The following is a 17,827-nucleotide window of genomic DNA, read 5'->3' as shown; positions in this document are numbered from 1 at the left end:
CTTCTAAAATTAAGTTAGTAAATTAAAAAATTTACATTTAAGGAACATTATGAAAAAACTAAATAAAAAAATTATATTAGCGAGTTCTATATTTGTCGGAACAGCTATTTCAACATCCGTTATAGTTCCTATGGCAGTTAATTCAAGGAGCAAAAATTCTGTTATAAAGAATGCAAAAACGACCGAATTAATTAAAAACAAAAAGGGTTATGATGTTTTAAAACATAATCCTGCAGATAACATTATTTGAAAAGATATTATAGGTAGAGAAATTGAAATTTCACAGCTAAAACCTAATAATGCACTTGAAGGAAATGTTAATGGTATATTAGATATAACTGTAACCATTAATACACAAAAATTCACAACAAAAATGCAAGAAACAAAAACTTATAAAGAGGCAGTTGAAGTTTTTAATCATTTACCATTAATTGATAAATTACAACTTTTAACTGTTAAAAATCCTGATGAAAAAATTCTTAATAAAAATTTAGAATTAATCTTTGAAGAAGTTATAGCAAAACTTCAACCAGAAACAAATAAATTAATTTTTGAATTTAAAACAAATCCTTTATTTAAAGTTATAAATAAAACAGATAATATTTATGAAAATATAAAAAAAGAAAAACCAACTAGAACTATTAAACCAAAAGAAGAAAAATTAGAACCGGTTGTAAAACCAATTAAAACTAAAAAGCCATTAGAACTACCCAAAAATACAATTGTTGAAACAAACAAAGAATTAATAGCGATTATCAATCACTCATTATTTGCTGCAACCTTTTTGGAAAAGGTAGACCCTGAGGAAATTGTACAAATTTTCAATAAAAAGCAACTTGCTGAGAAAATAAAATTTTTAATAATCAAAACAAAACACGAAATAAATGTTTTTAAAGACATTAAAGCTATTTACAATAAACAAAACAATGAAATTGTTTTTGAACTTAAATTAATACCTGAAGTTGTTATTAAAAAACACCCGACAATTAATCTATCTGAAATAAAAACAACTCCAACACCAATTGTTAAAACACCAACAACTCCTGAAGAAATAAACAAAACAAACACTTTTTATTCACTTAGTAAAGGTGCAATTATAGGAATATCTGTTTCAGCATTAGTTGCTGTTGTAGCAATTGTTGGTTCAATACTTTCTCTAACAATTAGAAAAAAAATATAATTTAAACAAAAAAAGAAAGAAATAACTCTTTCTTTTTTTATTACAAATAAAAAAGATAGATGGTTTATCTATCTTGTATATTTATATATTTTCAAAATAATGTATTAAATTATTTTGTAGAGTTGTTAACTTTTTTAGCAAGACGAGATTTAGTTCTATTAGCCTTGTTTTTGTGGATAATACCTTTTCCAGCTAAAGTATCTAAACTTTTATAAGCAGGTGTTAAATCTTTGATTGTTTCTGCTTCATTTCTTGTTTTTTTAACAACTTTTCTCATAGCAGATTTTTGAGAATGATTATTTAATCTAATCTTCTCATCTTGTCTATGACTTTTTTCATTTGACTTAATGTTTGCCATATTTTTCCTCTTGATTAAAGTTTATTTTTATTAACTATATAATTATACTAGTTTTATTTTTTTTATTAAAAAACTTTAATTATATATTTATATAATAAGTATAAATACAGTCGGAGAATCAACATGAAAAAGATGTCAACATCACAAATTAGAAATTCTTGAATTGATTTTTTTAAAGAAAGAGATCATGAATTTATTGAACCAAGTTCATTAGTTCCTATTAATGATAAATCATTGTTATGAATAAATAGTGGGGTAGCCACTTTAAAAGATTATTTCAGTGGCAAGGAAAATCCTCCTTCTCCTAGAATGACTAATTCTCAAAAAGCCATTAGAACTAATGATTTTTTTAATGTGGGTTTAACAAGTAGACACCATACATTATTTGAAATGTTGGGTAATTTTTCTATTGGAGATTATTTTAAAGAAAAATCAATAGAGCTGGCATACGAACTTCTTATAAAAGAATGAGAAATAGATTCTAATTTATTGTGAATTACAGTGTTTCACGATGATGACATTACATTTAATAAATGAGTGTCTTTAGGAATTAATAAAGATCAAATCATTAGATGTGGAAAAGACAGAAATTTTTGAGATGTTGGTTCTGGTCCTTGTGGTCCATGTACAGAAATTCATTATGATAGAGGACCAAAATATGATCCTAAAAACATTGGACCTAGACTAATAATTGAAGATATTGAAAATGATAGATATATTGAAATTTGAAATATAGTTTTTTCACAATTCAAAAACGATGGAAAAAACAATTATGAAGAATTATTAAGAAAAAACATTGATACAGGAGCTGGACTTGAAAGATTAGCTTCTATTAGTCAAAACGTTCCAACCAATTTTGATATAGATATATTTCAAAACATTATAAAATCTATTGAAAAACACTCTAAATACAAATATGATTTGAATAACTACTTCAACAAAGAAGAAAATCAAGCAAAAATTAATTATGCATATAGAGTAATATCAGATCATTTAAGAGCAGTTGTTTTTGCTATCAATGACGGCGTAATTCCTTCTAACAAAGATAGAGGTTATATACTTAGAAGACTATTAAGAAGAACTATGGTCTTCATCAATAAACTTAAAATAACTAACGAAAATTGAATAATTGATGGAGTTAAATCCGTCGTTGAATCAATGTCAGATTTTTATTCTGATTTAAAAACCAATGAAAATAAAATAATTGAAATAATTTCTAAAGAAAACAATATATTTAAAAAAACATTAACAAAGGGATTAAAATTATTTAATGATTCTATTAAAAGCAACAAGTTATCTAATGACGTTTGTTTTGATTTAGTTGTAACTTATGGTTTTCCAATAGAACTTATAAAAGAAATTGCTGAAGAAAAAAATATTAAAGTCGATATTAATGCATTCGAAAAATCATTCAAAAAACATCAATTGATTTCAAAAAACCATAAAGCAACAGAAGCTTTAGATAATCAAAACGATTCTTTATTAAATTTAACCGTTAAATCTACTTTTGATTATGATGCCGAAGAGATGAATTCAGAAATTGTTAAATTATTCAACAATAAATTTGAAGAAGTTAAGAATCTTAAAAACGAAAATGGATTTGTTGTTTTTGATAAAACCTGTTTTTATGCAACTAGTGGTGGACAAATTAATGACACAGGAACAATAAATAATTTTATTGTTGATGATGTTTTCAAAGCGCCTGGATTACAGCATATTCATCATGTTCTTGACGCGACCTTAGAACTTAATAAAAAATACAAATTAGAAATAAATAAACACAATAGAAAATTAATAAGACATAATCACTCTGCTGAACACTTATTACATGCTTCACTTAAAACAAATATAAGTGAATCAATAAAACAAGAAGGTGCTTTTAAATCTCCTTATAAAATTACTTTCGATTTTCAACATCATGTAAAAATCAGCGATGATGATTTACAAAAAGTTGAAAATTGAATTAACAACATCATTGAAAAAGAACTTGAAGTTAAAGTCCTTAATCTTTCATTAGAAGAAGCAAAAAAAGCCGGAGCTTTGGCTTATTTTGGTGAAATGTACAAAAAACTTAAAGGAAAATTAAGAGTTATAAAAATGGGCGATGGAGAATCTATGGAATTGTGTGGTGGAACTCATGTACACAACACAAAAGATATTGAATCATTTCAAATATTAGAATATTATTCAAAAGGCTCTGGTTCTTGAAGAATTGAAGCAACCTCTTCAATAGAAAATATAGAAAATTATAAAAAGAATATTTTAAACAAATTTAAAGAAGAATTCAAAATTCTGAAAAATATATTTAAAGAAGAAAAATATGATTTAAATTATTTAGATAAAAAAATAGAATCATTCTATGAAAAATTAGAAACTTCAAAATTAAGAAATTATTCTGAAAATTTTAAAACTCTTCAAAATGAAATTAATGATTTTAAAAAAGAAAGTTATTTCAAAAACCTTGAAAACAACACTAAAAAATTAAAAGAATCATTAAGTTCAATAAATTCTAATAAGGTCGCTTTGATAGTTAATAATGAGTCTATGGATTCTATTAAAAATTCTATTAATGAACTTACAAATGAAAATAAAGAATCTATTTTCATAGTAATTAATCTAACAAACAATTCATGAAAATTCATTGCTATGATCAACCAAAATTATGCAAATGACAACAAAATAAATCTAAATCTAGAAATTGCTAAAAAATTAATGTCATCATTCGAATGCAAAGGCGGTGGTAGAAATCACTTTGTACAAGGTGGTGGACAAAGTGCAATAACTAAAGATGAAATTACTAACTTTCTAAAAAAAGAGGAATTCAAAATTGCGTAAAATTGCTCTTGATTTAGGTTCTAAAAGTTGTGGTTTTGCTATTACAGATGAAAAAGTAACAATAGCTTCAGCTATTGAAAATTTTATTTTTCCAAAACATGATTTTAATCAAGCTATCAATAGATTGAAATATTGAATAGATTTTTATGAAAATTCTATTGATCTTATTGTTTTGGGTTATCCAACTAACACTGATGATACTAAGAATGATAGAACTTATATGGTTGAAGCTTTTTATGAAAATCTTATTAGCAAAATTGACATAAAAGTCGTTCTTTTTGACGAAAGATATTCAACTAAAACAGCAACCGAAGAATTAATGAATCTTGGGTTAAAAGCTTCACAAAGAAAAAAAATAAAAGATAAAATGGCTGCTAGAGTTATTCTTGAAAATTTCATAATTAAAGAAGGTTATTAATGAAAAAAATATTATTTATGGGAACGCCGGCTATAGGCGCAAGTGTTTTAAAAACATTATTAGAAATAAAAGAAGCAGAAGTTATTGGGGTTGTTTGTCAACCCGACAGAAAATTTAATAGAAAAAAAGAAATTATTTTTTCAGAAGTAAAAGAATTAGCCTTAAAAAATAATATTAAAATTTATCAACCTGAAAAAATAGGTGATATATACGAAGAATTGAAAACTTTAGAAATTGATGCAATAATAACTTGCGCCTTTGGTCAATTCGTCCCTGATAAAATATTAGCCTTACCAAAATATAATTCTTTTAATCTCCATGCTTCTTTATTACCAAAATTAAGAGGCGGAGCTCCAATTCATTGGGCAATCATAAACAACGAAAAAGAAACTGGCGTTAGTTTAATGAAAATGATTAAAAAAATGGATGCTGGAGATTTCATCAAACAAAGCATTGTTAAAATATCAGAAACTGAAACTTATGAATCTTTGTATAACAAACTTTCTATTTCAGCTTCTGATTTGTTGAAAGAAAACTTCGAAATTCTATTTGATAATAATTTAATATGAACAAAACAACTAGAAGAACAAGCAACATTTGGATACAACATAAAAAAAGAAGATGCCATTTTAAATTTTTCTATTAATGCAAGTGATATAGAAAGAAAAATAAGAGGACTTAATAACAAACCTTTTGCTGTTTGATTATTTAATGATTTAAATATTAAAGTTTTAGAATCTAAAATTTCAAAAATAAAATCTTTAAATAAACCTGGAACCATTAATAAAGTGAATAAAGAAGGAATATTTATTAATACAAACGATTATGATTTAATAATAACTAAAATACAATTACCTTCTAAAAAAGCATTAGAAGTTAAACAAATTATAAACGCAAACAATCATCCATTTAAGGAGTTTATCATTGAAAAAATCTAAATATATTACAAAATATGATTACATCGCTTATTACACAAAACAACCAGCTATGTGATTCTTTACTAACAATGAAATAGAAAAATCATTTGAAGAACAGTTTGAAAGAGCAAAAGTTGAAGATAGTTCTATTGACTATGAAGAAGATGAGTTTTCTACTTTAGAATCCTCAAGTTTTTCTATTTATAAAGAAAACTATAAAGAGAACAAAGATGTTGATGACACCAATACTATTATTGTGGAAGGTAGAATATTAGATCAAAAATCTAAAGAACATGTTAAAAATGAATTTTCCCATCTTAATGATTTGTTAATAGTTGATTTTGATGATGACACTTACAAAGGCTTAAACAATAATGAATTATCAGAAAAAACAAATGAATTTATAAAAACAAATAAAAATTTAATTTTATTTCAACCAACTTTCATTGATGAAAAATTAAAAATAATTACTAAATGTGATGCAGTTGTAATAACAGAACATGATGTTAAAATTATTGAAACAAAAGGTACTTCTACTTGTAAGTTTGGTCATTTTCTTGATTTGTTTTATCAAAAAAGAATTATTGAAAAACAAGAACTATTAAAGAATAAACAACTTAGTTTATTTTTATGTCTAATTAAATATGAAAAATTAGATATAAAAGATGAAGTTAGTTTTGCTATTACTGAATACATTTCTCTTTCTAAAGGTGGTTATTCAACTGTTAAAAAAACAGAATATGAAAAGGCAGATCTAAAATTAGGAATTAAATACAAAAAAGAAGAAAATGTTTCAATTAATATTACTGAAATTTGTAACTTGATATTTGATGAAAATGTTTTTAATAGCAATTCACTTTTAGAAAAAATAAATTTTATTAAATCTATTTATCAAGAATTTAACTCTGTAATTCAAAACTTATGAATTCATAAAAATAAAATGAAAGAAGATGATAAACCAAAAAACTTTATACCTTCCAAAGAAGACAAATCAGAATTCAAAGATACAGATACTTGACAACAATTAAAAAAATTATATTCTTCAACCGGTTATGAATTATTCAGTTATAGTGGTAATGTTGTAGAACAAAAATCAGATTCTTTTTCTAATTTAAAACCAAATCAGTTTAATCTTTTTGATTACATAAAAAAACCACAAAAAAATCCTAATAAATATTTAGATTTGTTTTCTTCAAAAGATAACATAGTTATAAATCAAAATAACTCTCTTAATTTGTTAAAAAAGCTAAAAACAAAAAAAGTCTATTTTGATTTTGAAACCATAAATACTTCTATTAGGGTGGTAGATAATTCACTTCCTTTTATTCAAATAGTTACTCAATGTTCTGTTATTAAAGATCATTCAAATGGCGTTTTAAATGAAAAATGTAACAACTTAGTAATGGATCCTAAAAAAATAAATAAAGAATGATTCAAAAAAGTCATTGATTCTTTATATGAAGAAGAGAATGAATATAGTTATGTAGTTTATAACAAAAGCTTTGAAGAATCAAGAATCAAAGAAATGATGAGATTCATTGACGAAGATGAATATAGAATGAAGGGCCAAAAAATAAATAATAATCTTTTTGATTTGGCTGATTTTTTTGATCTTAATAAAGAAACAATATTTATAAAAGAATTAGGTGGGTTTTATTCAATCAAAAAAGTTCTTCCTCTTGTTGAAAAAAACTATCCAGAATTATATGAACAAACTGGATGTCTTGATTATAAGAAGCTTAATGTTCAAAACGGATTAGATTGTCAACAAAAAACAACTGCTAGATTTTTTGACTTATTAAGTGAAGAAGAATGAAAGCAATTGGTTGAAGACATTTCTATTTATTGTGAAAATGATGTAAGAGCTATGGTCGCTGTAGAATTATTTGTTAGAAAAATATTAGATAAAAAATAGATTTATAATATTCAAAATAGAAAAAGAAGTATTTTTTTTCTATTTAAAGGTGATAAAATCTTAAATTGTAAAATATTATTTTTTTACAATGTGTTTTTTATATGTAAATAAATTTTATAAAGTAAGTAATAAACGTTTTAAATAAGGAATAAATAGATGAAAAAAATCAATAAAAAGCTAGTTGTTTCTAGTTCTTTGATTTTATGTGGGGCATTTTTAACAAGTGCTTTTTTGCCATATAATAAATCTAACGAAATAAAAAGAAATTCGTTATTAAATAATATTAATAACAATTCTTTTAAACTACAAATTAAGGAAAAGTCATCAAACGATTTTGAAAAAATGTCTTTAACACCTGGCTCAATAGTTGCCGTTGAAGATCCATTTTCAACAGTTGATAAATATAATATATATACAACTAAAATTGATGATTTTAAAATAGATGGAAATAAGAAAATAATAGGATTTAATAATAACTTTGTTATTCCAACAAATGCCAATTATATTAACCTTTTAATCCCTGAAGGTGTTGTTTCAATTGGAGAATTTGCTTTTTCTACAGCAAACAATACTCATTCAAAACCTGAAATAACTTCGAAAATTGTTAGAGTTGATCTTAGAAGTTCTACTTTGAACACTCTTGAAAAATTTGTTTTTTTATCAGATACTTCAAGCAATTTTTCTCTACATTCAAAAATTAGAGAAGTTATTTTTGGTGTTAATAATATAACTACATTGCCTATGTATGCATTTGCGAATTGTAATAGATTGTTTAAATTGAGAAATTTTGAAAATCAAAATTCATTAAACACAATTCAATCAGGTTCATTTACTGGAACATCCATTTCTAAATTGAATACTCCAAAAAATTTAATATTAATAGGCGAGCATGCATTTAGCAATATTGCAAACATGGAATATTTTGACGCTTCTGCTTCTACCAATCTTGAAAATATAGGCAAATATGCCTTTCAAAATTCAAGAATAGATCATATTTTCATACCTGATGGTAATAATATAAATATTGATCAATTAGCTTTTTTTCCTTCAACACCAGATGTGAACGATCCTAATTCTTATTTTCACAGAATAAGAAATGTTAATTTACCAACAAAATTTACATTTTCTCAACTTTATAATTTTGGCATTCTTGACAACGATAGAAATGAATGATTCCCTACATCAGCGCCTGTGCAACCTATTGACATTGGTTTCGATAAAGTTAAATTTTATAATGATTTTGTAAAAATTAATGGTTCTGTAGAAAGCTCATTAAAAGAATTATCTAAAGCGCCTAAATCAACATTAGCAAAATATTTAATTTTAAATAACTCTCCTGAACCAAGTTTAATACCTATGAGTTATTTAAGAAATATTTCATCAATTTACGATGAAACAAACAAAAAATTAATAATAATTCCTGAAATTAATAAATTTTATTCTATTAATAATACTTCTATTGAAGTCAATTCCAATTCCTTTCCTGATGATAAAATTAAATTCACTTCTTCATTACCAAATTTAGAATTAAAAATACCTCATGATAGTACAAACATTATTAAATTTAAAGAAAAAGCCTTAGAAGAAATAGGCCTTTGAAACGCTTCATCTAATAAAGCTGATTTTACTTCTTATGATTTATTAAGTGAACTAAGACTTTCAATAACTAATCCTACAAATAAAATGACTTTAGAATATAGTGATGTTTTCAATCAAAAAGCAAATTGTTTAATTGTTACTTTAACACTTAATGGAAACTTAAAACTTAATTTTTCTGTATTTTTTGATGAAGTTCCCACACTTTATACTGAATTCAAAACTACTAACACAACAAATAATGTTATTGATCTAACAAGCGTTGCAAATTGTGATAGTACAAAAATGGACGAATTCATAACAGAAACAGAAAATCAAATAACTCAATGAGAAAATAATAAAACTAACGATTTTCATAATTTAACTATTCTAAATAAATTAAATCTTTCAACATCTAATTATTCTGATAATTCAAAAATCGAGATAACTTCAACAAAAAACACATCTAACAATTCATTAACTCTTACACTTAAAATGACAAATGCAAGAGTTAATGATAATTCTGCTGGAACAATATCAATAACTTTTGAAATTTTATTTGCTCCTTTAAAAATAACTACATTTACAACAAATGAATCAAATTTAATTAAAAATTGAACAGCATATAATAAATCAGAGATACAAACCCTATTAAATGATTTAACTACAGAAGTAGATGCATGAACACCTCAAAATCCAATAACTTCGACAAATACAATTTTAAATGCTCTTGGGGTTACAATAACAAACCCAACTAACTCTTCAAAATTAACATATACAAGTTCTACTCCTAATGCACATACTGTTGCTATTAAACTAAAACTTTCAAATGCACATATAAATGAAACAAAAACAAACGAAGATTTATATTTAGATTTTACAATCTTTTTTAAAGACGAAAGTATTACTGCTTTTGAAACAACACTACCAAACAAAACATTAGATTTAACTCAAAGTACTGATAAAACTCAAATACAAGCATTTGAGAATGAATTAATATCTGAAATAACAAACTGAAACAAAACAAAGCCTACGAATGTCTCTTCATTTAAAATATTAAATGAATTAGGTTTAGTTTTAACCAACACTACAAACACTGAATTAGTAGCAAATGTTATTAAAGATATCAATAACGATAGTAAACTAACTATAACATTAACATTAAAAGGCGGTTATTTAACTCCTTCTACTACTCAAGATCTTTCACAAACATTTGTAGTTAATTTTAAAGAAAAAGCAAATACCACATTTACAACTTCTTTAACTAACAACACATGAGATCTAACTTCTCAAAATCTTGATATTATTCCTCAATTCAATGCAGAATTAATTAAAGAGGTTGAAAACTGAAATAAATCAAACAACAAAACCGATTTTAAAAACTTTAAAATTCTAAATAATTTAAAACTTAATGTTTCGAATTTAACAAACTCTTCTATTTTAGAGGTTTCTACTCCTGCATTAATAGGAACAACAAATGTTCTTGGATTTAATTTAACTTTAAAGAATGCTTTTATTGACAATATATCAACAGCTGAAATTAAATTGAATTTCAATGTTGTTTTATATAAAACGCCAATACTTGATACAACTTTCACAACTTCAAGAAACAATAAAGTTATTCAAATTGCAGATATTTCAAAAGAAGAAATCAACACATTAAAAACTGATTTAGAAACTGAAATTAATACTTGAAACAATTCATCAAAAAATTTAGAATTTGCTAATTCTAAAATACTTAAATGACTAGGTTTAAAAGTTGCTAATCTTGATACAAATACAAAATTAGCAAAACCAACATTTACAGAAAATCTAGATAATGCTTCATTAGAAATCAATTTAACTCTTGTTAATGCTTATAATTCTGGTGATACAAGTTATCAGATTCCATTAAACTTCAATATTTTATTTAAAAACACTGAAGCAACTACCTTTACAACAACTTCAAAACCAAATATTGATTTAACTACATTAGATAAATCACAAATTGAAATTGTCAAGAATGAAATAATAAAAGAAGTTGAAGATTGAAATAATTCTAATAAAACAGATTTAACTTTTAGTAATTTTCCATTATTAAAAAAATTAAAATTAAACATCACAAATATTAAAACTAACACAAAATTAAAAGCACCTGAATTTGTTGTTGATTCAATAAACAGCACACTAGGACTTAGCCTTACTTTAGAAAACGCTTATTCAAATGGAAGTTATACAAATTCTATTACGCATAATTTTTCATTTATGTTTAAAAAAGATACATCACTTCCAGAATTTGGATTTTCTTCAGAATTAAAAAATAAAATTTTAGATTTAAAAAATTACGAATTTAACAAAATTAATATTGAAAATTTCTTAAATAAATTAAACATGGAAATTGAAAACTGAAATAAAGATCCGAACTTTAATTCAAATCAAATACTTAAAGAATTGAAATTGAAAATACCAACTTCAATCCAAAATCCAAAATTAAAATTAGTTAATGCAAGTTCATTAAACAAGAACAAAACTAAAGAAATAAGTTTCAAAATTGCTTTAATAAACGGAACAGAACAAACTGAAATAAACTTTGTTGCTCAATTTAAACAACCTACTAATGCGAAGTCTTCATTTTCTACCACAGAAATTTTAACTTACTTTGGTGCTCCAATATTCGTTTTATTATTGATAATCATTGCAATAATATCTGGAATGATAATAATGAGAAGAAAAAAAGCAATTAAATAGATAGGAAAGATAATTAACAATGAAAAAATTTAATAAAAAATTAATAATAGTTAGTTCTATTGTTTTAGGAGCTACTCTAGCATTAGGCGTTACTCTACCTTCATCTTTAGCATTTAAACCAAAAATCAAAAAAAATTCTTATACTTATACTTCTCCTATTCTTGGAGAATTAGGTAAAATTGAAAATATTATTCAGCCGGGACAAATTCTCCCTTTAGCTAGAATTTATACTCCATCAGCCGATCAATATGAATATTCAGATCCAAATAGTAAAACTACTATTATTGGTTTCAAGAACAACTTTATAATGCCTGCAAATGCACAATTCTTAAATTTAAATATACCAACTGGTGTCAACAAAATAGAAATGAAGGCTTTTGAATATTCTAATTCTTCAAAACATAAAGATTTACTTAACAAAATTGTTAGAGTAGATTTAAATTCTAGTGGAACAATAACAAATTTAGGAGAAAAGAGCTTCAAAGGATTAACAAATCTTAAAGAAGTTGTTTTTAGTTCAAACATTTCATCAATTGATAATGATGTTTTTATGGGTTGTTCAAAACTTATAAATATTCCAAATTTCGAAAACACAAAAATCGGTTCAATATCTAGAAGTCTTTTCAATGGCACAAATTTATATTCTTTTGTATTACCTAAAAATGTAAATACAATTCTATTAACAGCATATTCAAATGTTAAAAATTTAAAAAGAGTGGTTATAAAAAGTGATGTTTTTCATACTTTAAATGGAAAGGTTTTTTTAAATAATAATATTGAACATTTTTATCTTGAGAATGGTCTTAATTGACTTGGTGCAAACAACTTTGGATCAAAAAACACAGACGGTTTTAAATTTTTAACAAGATGAAATGTAAATTTACCAGATCAATACAACAATGTTAATGAATTTAAAAAATCTGGTATCGTTCAAGAAGATGGAACACCTTATACTAAATTAGATCCAGAATATGTAAAATTAAGTTTTGATAGTGAAAAATTTTTATTAAGTAATCCAACATTAACAACAGTTGAACAACTTAATTCTGCTTTTAATAGTCTTAGTCTCGATGAAAAATATAAATATATTGAATATAATTCAGCAATATCAAGTTTAGAACATATTGATTTTTTACGTGGCGCAAGTTCTTCAGTTGTTTCAGGAAATTTGAGAATTAATTTTGTATTGAACAGTTTATATAAAACTGATAATGCATGATTATCATTCGATAAAAGTTTATTACCAAGCAACAATACTGAATTTTTAACTACTATAAATTCAACAATTATAAATGCAACAGCTTATCAATTCTCAAGAAGAAACGAATTTATTTCTGCATTAAGATCAGACATAAATAAATGAAGTGCTTCAAAAGCAAATAAAAAAATTATTACACCAGCTGATTATCCAATTCTTTCAAAATTAGGAATTCAGACAAAGAATGTTGCAGATGATACAAAACTCCAAATAACTTTGACTGAAGATGCCACATTAAATAAGGTTTCTTTCTCTCTTAATTTAGAAAACATAATACTTAATGGAATAAATTCAAATGGAGCTACAAGTAATAAAATTTTATTCACAGTATTGTTTGATAAAGATCCGGTTGTTGATAATTCAACTAAATTTGAAAGCCTTTCAACAACTAACAATACTTGAAACTTAACTCAACACGAAGCAACAACAAACAATATTGATAAGTTTAAATTAGCACTTAAAAACGAAATCGACACATGGAATTTAAGAAATCAAAGTGATGTTTCTTTTGATACAACGCAAATCCTTAAAAAATTAAAAGTTAAAGCAACTAACATTCAAAAAAATTCAAAACTTTCTTCTACTGAAGTGTTTAATGAAAAAAATAAAACATTAACAATAGAGCTTACTCTAAGTAATGCATTACAAAACGGCATATCAACATCACTTAAATTAACATATGTCGTGTTATTTGGTGGACCTTCTGTTGCAACATTAACAACTTCACAAACAACTTCAACTTTCGATTTATCTTCACAAATGAATTCTTCTAATATAGAAGCATTTAAAGCTAAATTGGAAAGCGAAACAAACGCTTGATCGCCAACGAATGCTGATTTAACTAATTCAGAAATGTTAAAAAATTTATTTAAAATTAACATTACCAATGCAAATTCAGATTCTTTATTAAAAACAACAATTACTGAAAAAAGTTCTAATAATGTTTTAGGAATTAAGCTTACTTTAACAAATGCTTACACAATTGACAATGTCAAGAAACCATTGACTCTAGATTTTAGTGTTATTTACAATAGCAACACAATTCCAACTCCATTGTTTAGCACTTCACTTACAAACAATACAATAGATCTAAGAACCGATCCTAACAAATATTTAAGTGCATCTTCAATTGATGAATTTGATTCAAAAATAAATGAAGAAGTTCAAAATTGAAACGCTAATCACTCATCTAATTGACAAAACAATGATGTGTTTAAAATTTTAAAATTAAATATTAATCAAGCAGACACTTACACTATGTCTTATGGATTATCTAACAATACAGCAAACAAGGAATTGAAATTAAAACTAACTATTTCAAATTCAAATGCAACTCCTGAATATAAAGAATTAAATCAATTCTTCACCTTACAATATGGCGATTCAGTAGACACACTATTTCAAACGTCATTAATCAACAATACTTATACATCAGTAGATTTAACTACAGACAAATTGAATGCTTATAAAACAGAATTAACAAAACAAATAAATGATTGAAATTTAAATAATGTCTCTAATTTTGCTGGCTCAAGTATTTTGGAATCTCTTGGTTTAAACATAGAACGTATGCAACAAGATTCAAATATTAGTATCTCAGCATATGAATATAACCAAACAACTAAAATTTTAAGATTTAATTTAACTCTTGATAAAGCAAACAATCCAATTGCAAGCACTCCTGCAATATTGAAATTTAATGTTATGTTTACAGATCCAACAGTTACTGTTGATACTTCTACAACATTTACTACTTCTAAACCTAATAATGTTTTAGATTTAACCTCTCATAGTATTGAAGTTGTTCAACAATTTAAAGATACTTTAAATCTTGAAATACAAAATTGAAATAAAACTAAAAAATTAAATTTTGCTGATTCTCCGATTTTAAAAGAACTTGGTTTATCGATAACTAATCCTACTACTAATATGTCGCTAGCTTCAGCTATTTATATTGACAATATAGCATCTAATTCATCATTAAATGTAACCTTGACATTAGAACATGTCAAAGTTAATGAAGTTGAAAATCAATCAATTGATTTTAACTTTACTGTTTGATTCAAAAAAGTTGCTGATACCACATTTACTTCATCTTTAACAAATTCAATTAAAGATATTTCAAAAGAAGCAGATGTTAACAAAATGAGTGATTTTAAAAACGCTCTAAATAGCGAAATAGTTGAATGAAATAGAACAAAAGATACTTCATTTGCGAATAATACTATTTTAAAATGATTTGGAATATCAGCAACTAATTTAAGTACTGATTCACAACTTAAAGCAACATATGTAGAAAGCGTTTCTACTAGTTCACTAGGAATCAAATTATCGTTAGAAAATTCAAATGTTAATGGGTTCTCTAAAACTCTTTCTTTAAATTTCACAATATTATTTTCTCCAGTAATTGAAATTCCATCATTCGAAACTACATTAGAAAATGGAACATTAGAATTAACGACTGAAGATTTCTCTAATTCAGAAACTTTCTTAACTGAATTAGAAAATGAAATTATAAAATGAAATAATAAAACTGTTAAAGATTTTGAGGGTTGTCCAATTCTTAATTCTCTTAAACTTCAGTTGCCGAATGCTACACATACAAAACTTAAAATAACTAGCCACACATTTGATAAAAATGTGAATAGATTTATGTTTGTATTGGGATTAGTAAACAACGAGAACAATTTAGTTAATAATCCAATTCAATTCAATGTTCAATTTAAAATAAAAGAAGATGTTAAAAACAACAAAATATCTAAACACTCTCAACAAATAGCAATTGGTTCTGGAATAGGAATTTTAGTATTAATAACATTAATATTAGCAATTGTATTTATTGTTCAAAAAAATAAATATGAAATATAAAAATTAACATTCAAATAAAAAAACACAATTTATCTTGTGTTTTTTTTGTTGTATTAAATTATAAATTTAATGATGAGCAAATTCTTTTTTAAGATCATTTGGAAGTTTTTTAAAAGCATCTTCAGCAGCGTTTTCTTCTGCTTGCTTATAGTTTTTTCCAGTTCCTTTTCCCATTATCTTTTTTTCAAATATCAAATGAACTTCTTTTAAATTTGCTTGATTATCAGATATTTTCTTATAAACTATGTCATTGTCTGCGCTTCTATGAAGAATTTCTTGAATTATAGTTTTATAAGGTTTAAGTGGAATATCAGAATTTTTTGGATGTTCTAATACAAAAGAATCAATAATTAATGGTTCAATAATTTGAGACACCTTCTTAATTCCTTGATCTTGTGAAACAGCTCCTATAAATGCTTCAAAAGCATCTTCTAATATTTTGTCTGGAATTTCTTGTGTTACTTCAAAGCTGTTCCCTAAATATAAACATTCCTGAAGATTAATTTCTTTAGCTATTTTAGATAAATTTTTACCATTTACCATACTAGATCTTATCAGTGTTTTTTCGCCTTCTGAAAGTTCTTCTTTATCAAATAAATAATTAGAAATAATTCAAGATATGGCCGCATCGCCTAAAAATTCAAGTTTTTCATAATTATAATTTAAATCGTGTTCTGAAGAATATGAAGAGTGAGTAAATGCTTGGATATATATATTAAGTTTTTTTGGATTTATTTTGAATTTTTTTAAAAATTTTTCAATTGTTTTATTTTTGTTTTGTTGTTGTACCATAATATTTCTTTACCGCTTCTTTTATATTATTTAATACCTTATTTTCTAAGCAATCATATAGCATTCTAAGTGCGCTAGAGAATTGTTTTTCATCTGCGCTACCATGTGTTTTTACAGCAACTTCATTAAGACCTAATACAAATGCGCCAGCATAATTTTTATAGTCGAATTTGTTTGAAACATTTTTAATTATTTTTAATGATAAAAGAGCTGCTAATATGTTGTAGGGTTTTTTATATTCCATTTTAAACATTTTAGACAAGGTTTGTGCTGTCCCTTCCATAGCTTTTAAGGCGATATTTCCAGTAAAACCATCAGTCACAACTATATCTACTGGTCTATATAATAAATTTTTTGGTTCTACAAATCCTTTATAGTTGAAATTTGAGTTCTTAAAATATTCATGTGTTTCTTTATGATATTCATGACCCTTATGATCTTCTGTACCAATATTTAAAACACCTATTGAAGGATTTGTTTTAGTTTGTTTTGCATATTCTAACGCCATGATAGCAAACATTATCATATCTTGTGAAGTAACATTAATAGAAGCGCCTACATCTATCATATTGAAAAAACTTGAATCAACAGTTGGAAAACTAGGCATGAATCCTATTTGCTTAATGCCTTCTAATAATCCTAAAGTTGAATAAGTGGTATAAACAAATATTGGAGTTGAACCGGCACTTAAAATACCATCTACTTCCTTGTTTTTTAACATGTTAGCGCATATTTGCATAGAGCTTGTTGGTTTTCTTCTTGCTTTAAGAATGGTGTCTTCTTGAGTAACAAAAACATCAGTATGAATTATGTCTAAATTAATATTTTTGTTAGAATTAAGAATTTTTTCTTTATCTCCAACTAAAATTATTTTTAAACTGTTTTTGTGTTTTGCTTGAAATTTAATAGCAGCGTTAAGAGCGTGTTTAATGTCGTTCTCATAACCCATTACATCTAATGCTATTTTAATCATAGTATAATCTT

General features: G+C 25.1%; 10 protein-coding genes. 7 read left to right on the top strand and 3 right to left on the bottom strand.

The genetic code is table 4. From position 1 onward, the window contains the following. Positions 1 to 49: 49 nt before the first annotated feature. Positions 50 to 1,180, top strand: a complete 1,131-nt coding sequence (locus AC27EK_RS02655; RefSeq protein ID WP_487231810.1) for a hypothetical protein — start codon at positions 50 to 52, stop codon at positions 1,178 to 1,180. A 109-nt stretch (positions 1,181 to 1,289) separates the two neighbouring features. On the opposite strand, the gene rpsT is transcribed toward AC27EK_RS02655, so the two are convergent. Then, entirely contained in the window at positions 1,290 to 1,538 is a 249-nt protein-coding gene (gene rpsT / locus AC27EK_RS02650; protein ID WP_487231809.1) for a 30S ribosomal protein S20, read from the bottom strand. A gap of 123 nt (positions 1,539 to 1,661) precedes the next feature. Here rpsT and alaS point away from each other — a divergent pair, with 123 nt between their 5' ends. From alaS to AC27EK_RS02620, 6 genes are all read left to right on the top strand, one after another. Further along, the gene (gene alaS, locus AC27EK_RS02645; RefSeq protein WP_487231808.1) at positions 1,662 to 4,373 is read left to right on the top strand and encodes an alanine--tRNA ligase; all 2,712 of its coding nucleotides are present in this window, start codon (positions 1,662 to 1,664) and stop codon (positions 4,371 to 4,373) included. Then, positions 4,366 to 4,791, top strand: a complete 426-nt coding sequence (gene ruvX, locus AC27EK_RS02640; protein ID WP_487231807.1) for a Holliday junction resolvase RuvX — start codon at positions 4,366 to 4,368, stop codon at positions 4,789 to 4,791. The genes alaS and ruvX overlap by 8 nt, the downstream gene beginning before the upstream one ends. Beyond that, the gene (fmt, locus tag AC27EK_RS02635; protein ID WP_487231806.1) at positions 4,791 to 5,729 is read left to right on the top strand and encodes a methionyl-tRNA formyltransferase; all 939 of its coding nucleotides are present in this window, start codon (positions 4,791 to 4,793) and stop codon (positions 5,727 to 5,729) included. Before ruvX ends, fmt begins: the two co-directional genes overlap by 1 nt. Further along, entirely contained in the window at positions 5,716 to 7,623 is a 1,908-nt protein-coding gene (locus AC27EK_RS02630) for a DUF2779 domain-containing protein (protein WP_487231805.1), read from the top strand. The genes fmt and AC27EK_RS02630 overlap by 14 nt, the downstream gene beginning before the upstream one ends. A 156-nt stretch (positions 7,624 to 7,779) precedes the next feature. Then, entirely contained in the window at positions 7,780 to 11,925 is a 4,146-nt protein-coding gene (locus AC27EK_RS02625) for a leucine-rich repeat domain-containing protein (RefSeq protein ID WP_487231804.1), read from the top strand. Positions 11,926 to 11,944: 19 nt separating this feature from the next. After that, positions 11,945 to 16,051 (top strand): leucine-rich repeat domain-containing protein, encoded by a 4,107-nt coding sequence (locus tag AC27EK_RS02620; protein ID WP_487231803.1) that lies wholly within the window; start codon positions 11,945 to 11,947, stop codon positions 16,049 to 16,051. A 66-nt stretch (positions 16,052 to 16,117) separates the two neighbouring features. Here the strand turns inward: AC27EK_RS02620 and rnc are convergent, their stop codons facing one another. Continuing rightward, positions 16,118 to 16,843, bottom strand: coding sequence for a ribonuclease III (gene rnc / locus AC27EK_RS02615; protein WP_487231802.1), 726 nt, complete (start codon positions 16,841 to 16,843; stop codon positions 16,118 to 16,120). Continuing rightward, positions 16,818 to 17,816: a phosphate acyltransferase PlsX gene (plsX, locus tag AC27EK_RS02610; protein ID WP_487231801.1), complete on the bottom strand. Its 999-nt coding sequence runs from the start codon at positions 17,814 to 17,816 to the stop codon at positions 16,818 to 16,820. The genes rnc and plsX overlap by 26 nt, the downstream gene beginning before the upstream one ends. Positions 17,817 to 17,827 lie beyond the last annotated feature (11 nt).

This window comes from Ureaplasma rhincodontis, from assembly GCF_057537535.1.
The sequence above is the reverse complement of the archived record's forward strand: the minus strand, read 5'-3'. Positions and strand labels throughout refer to the sequence as shown.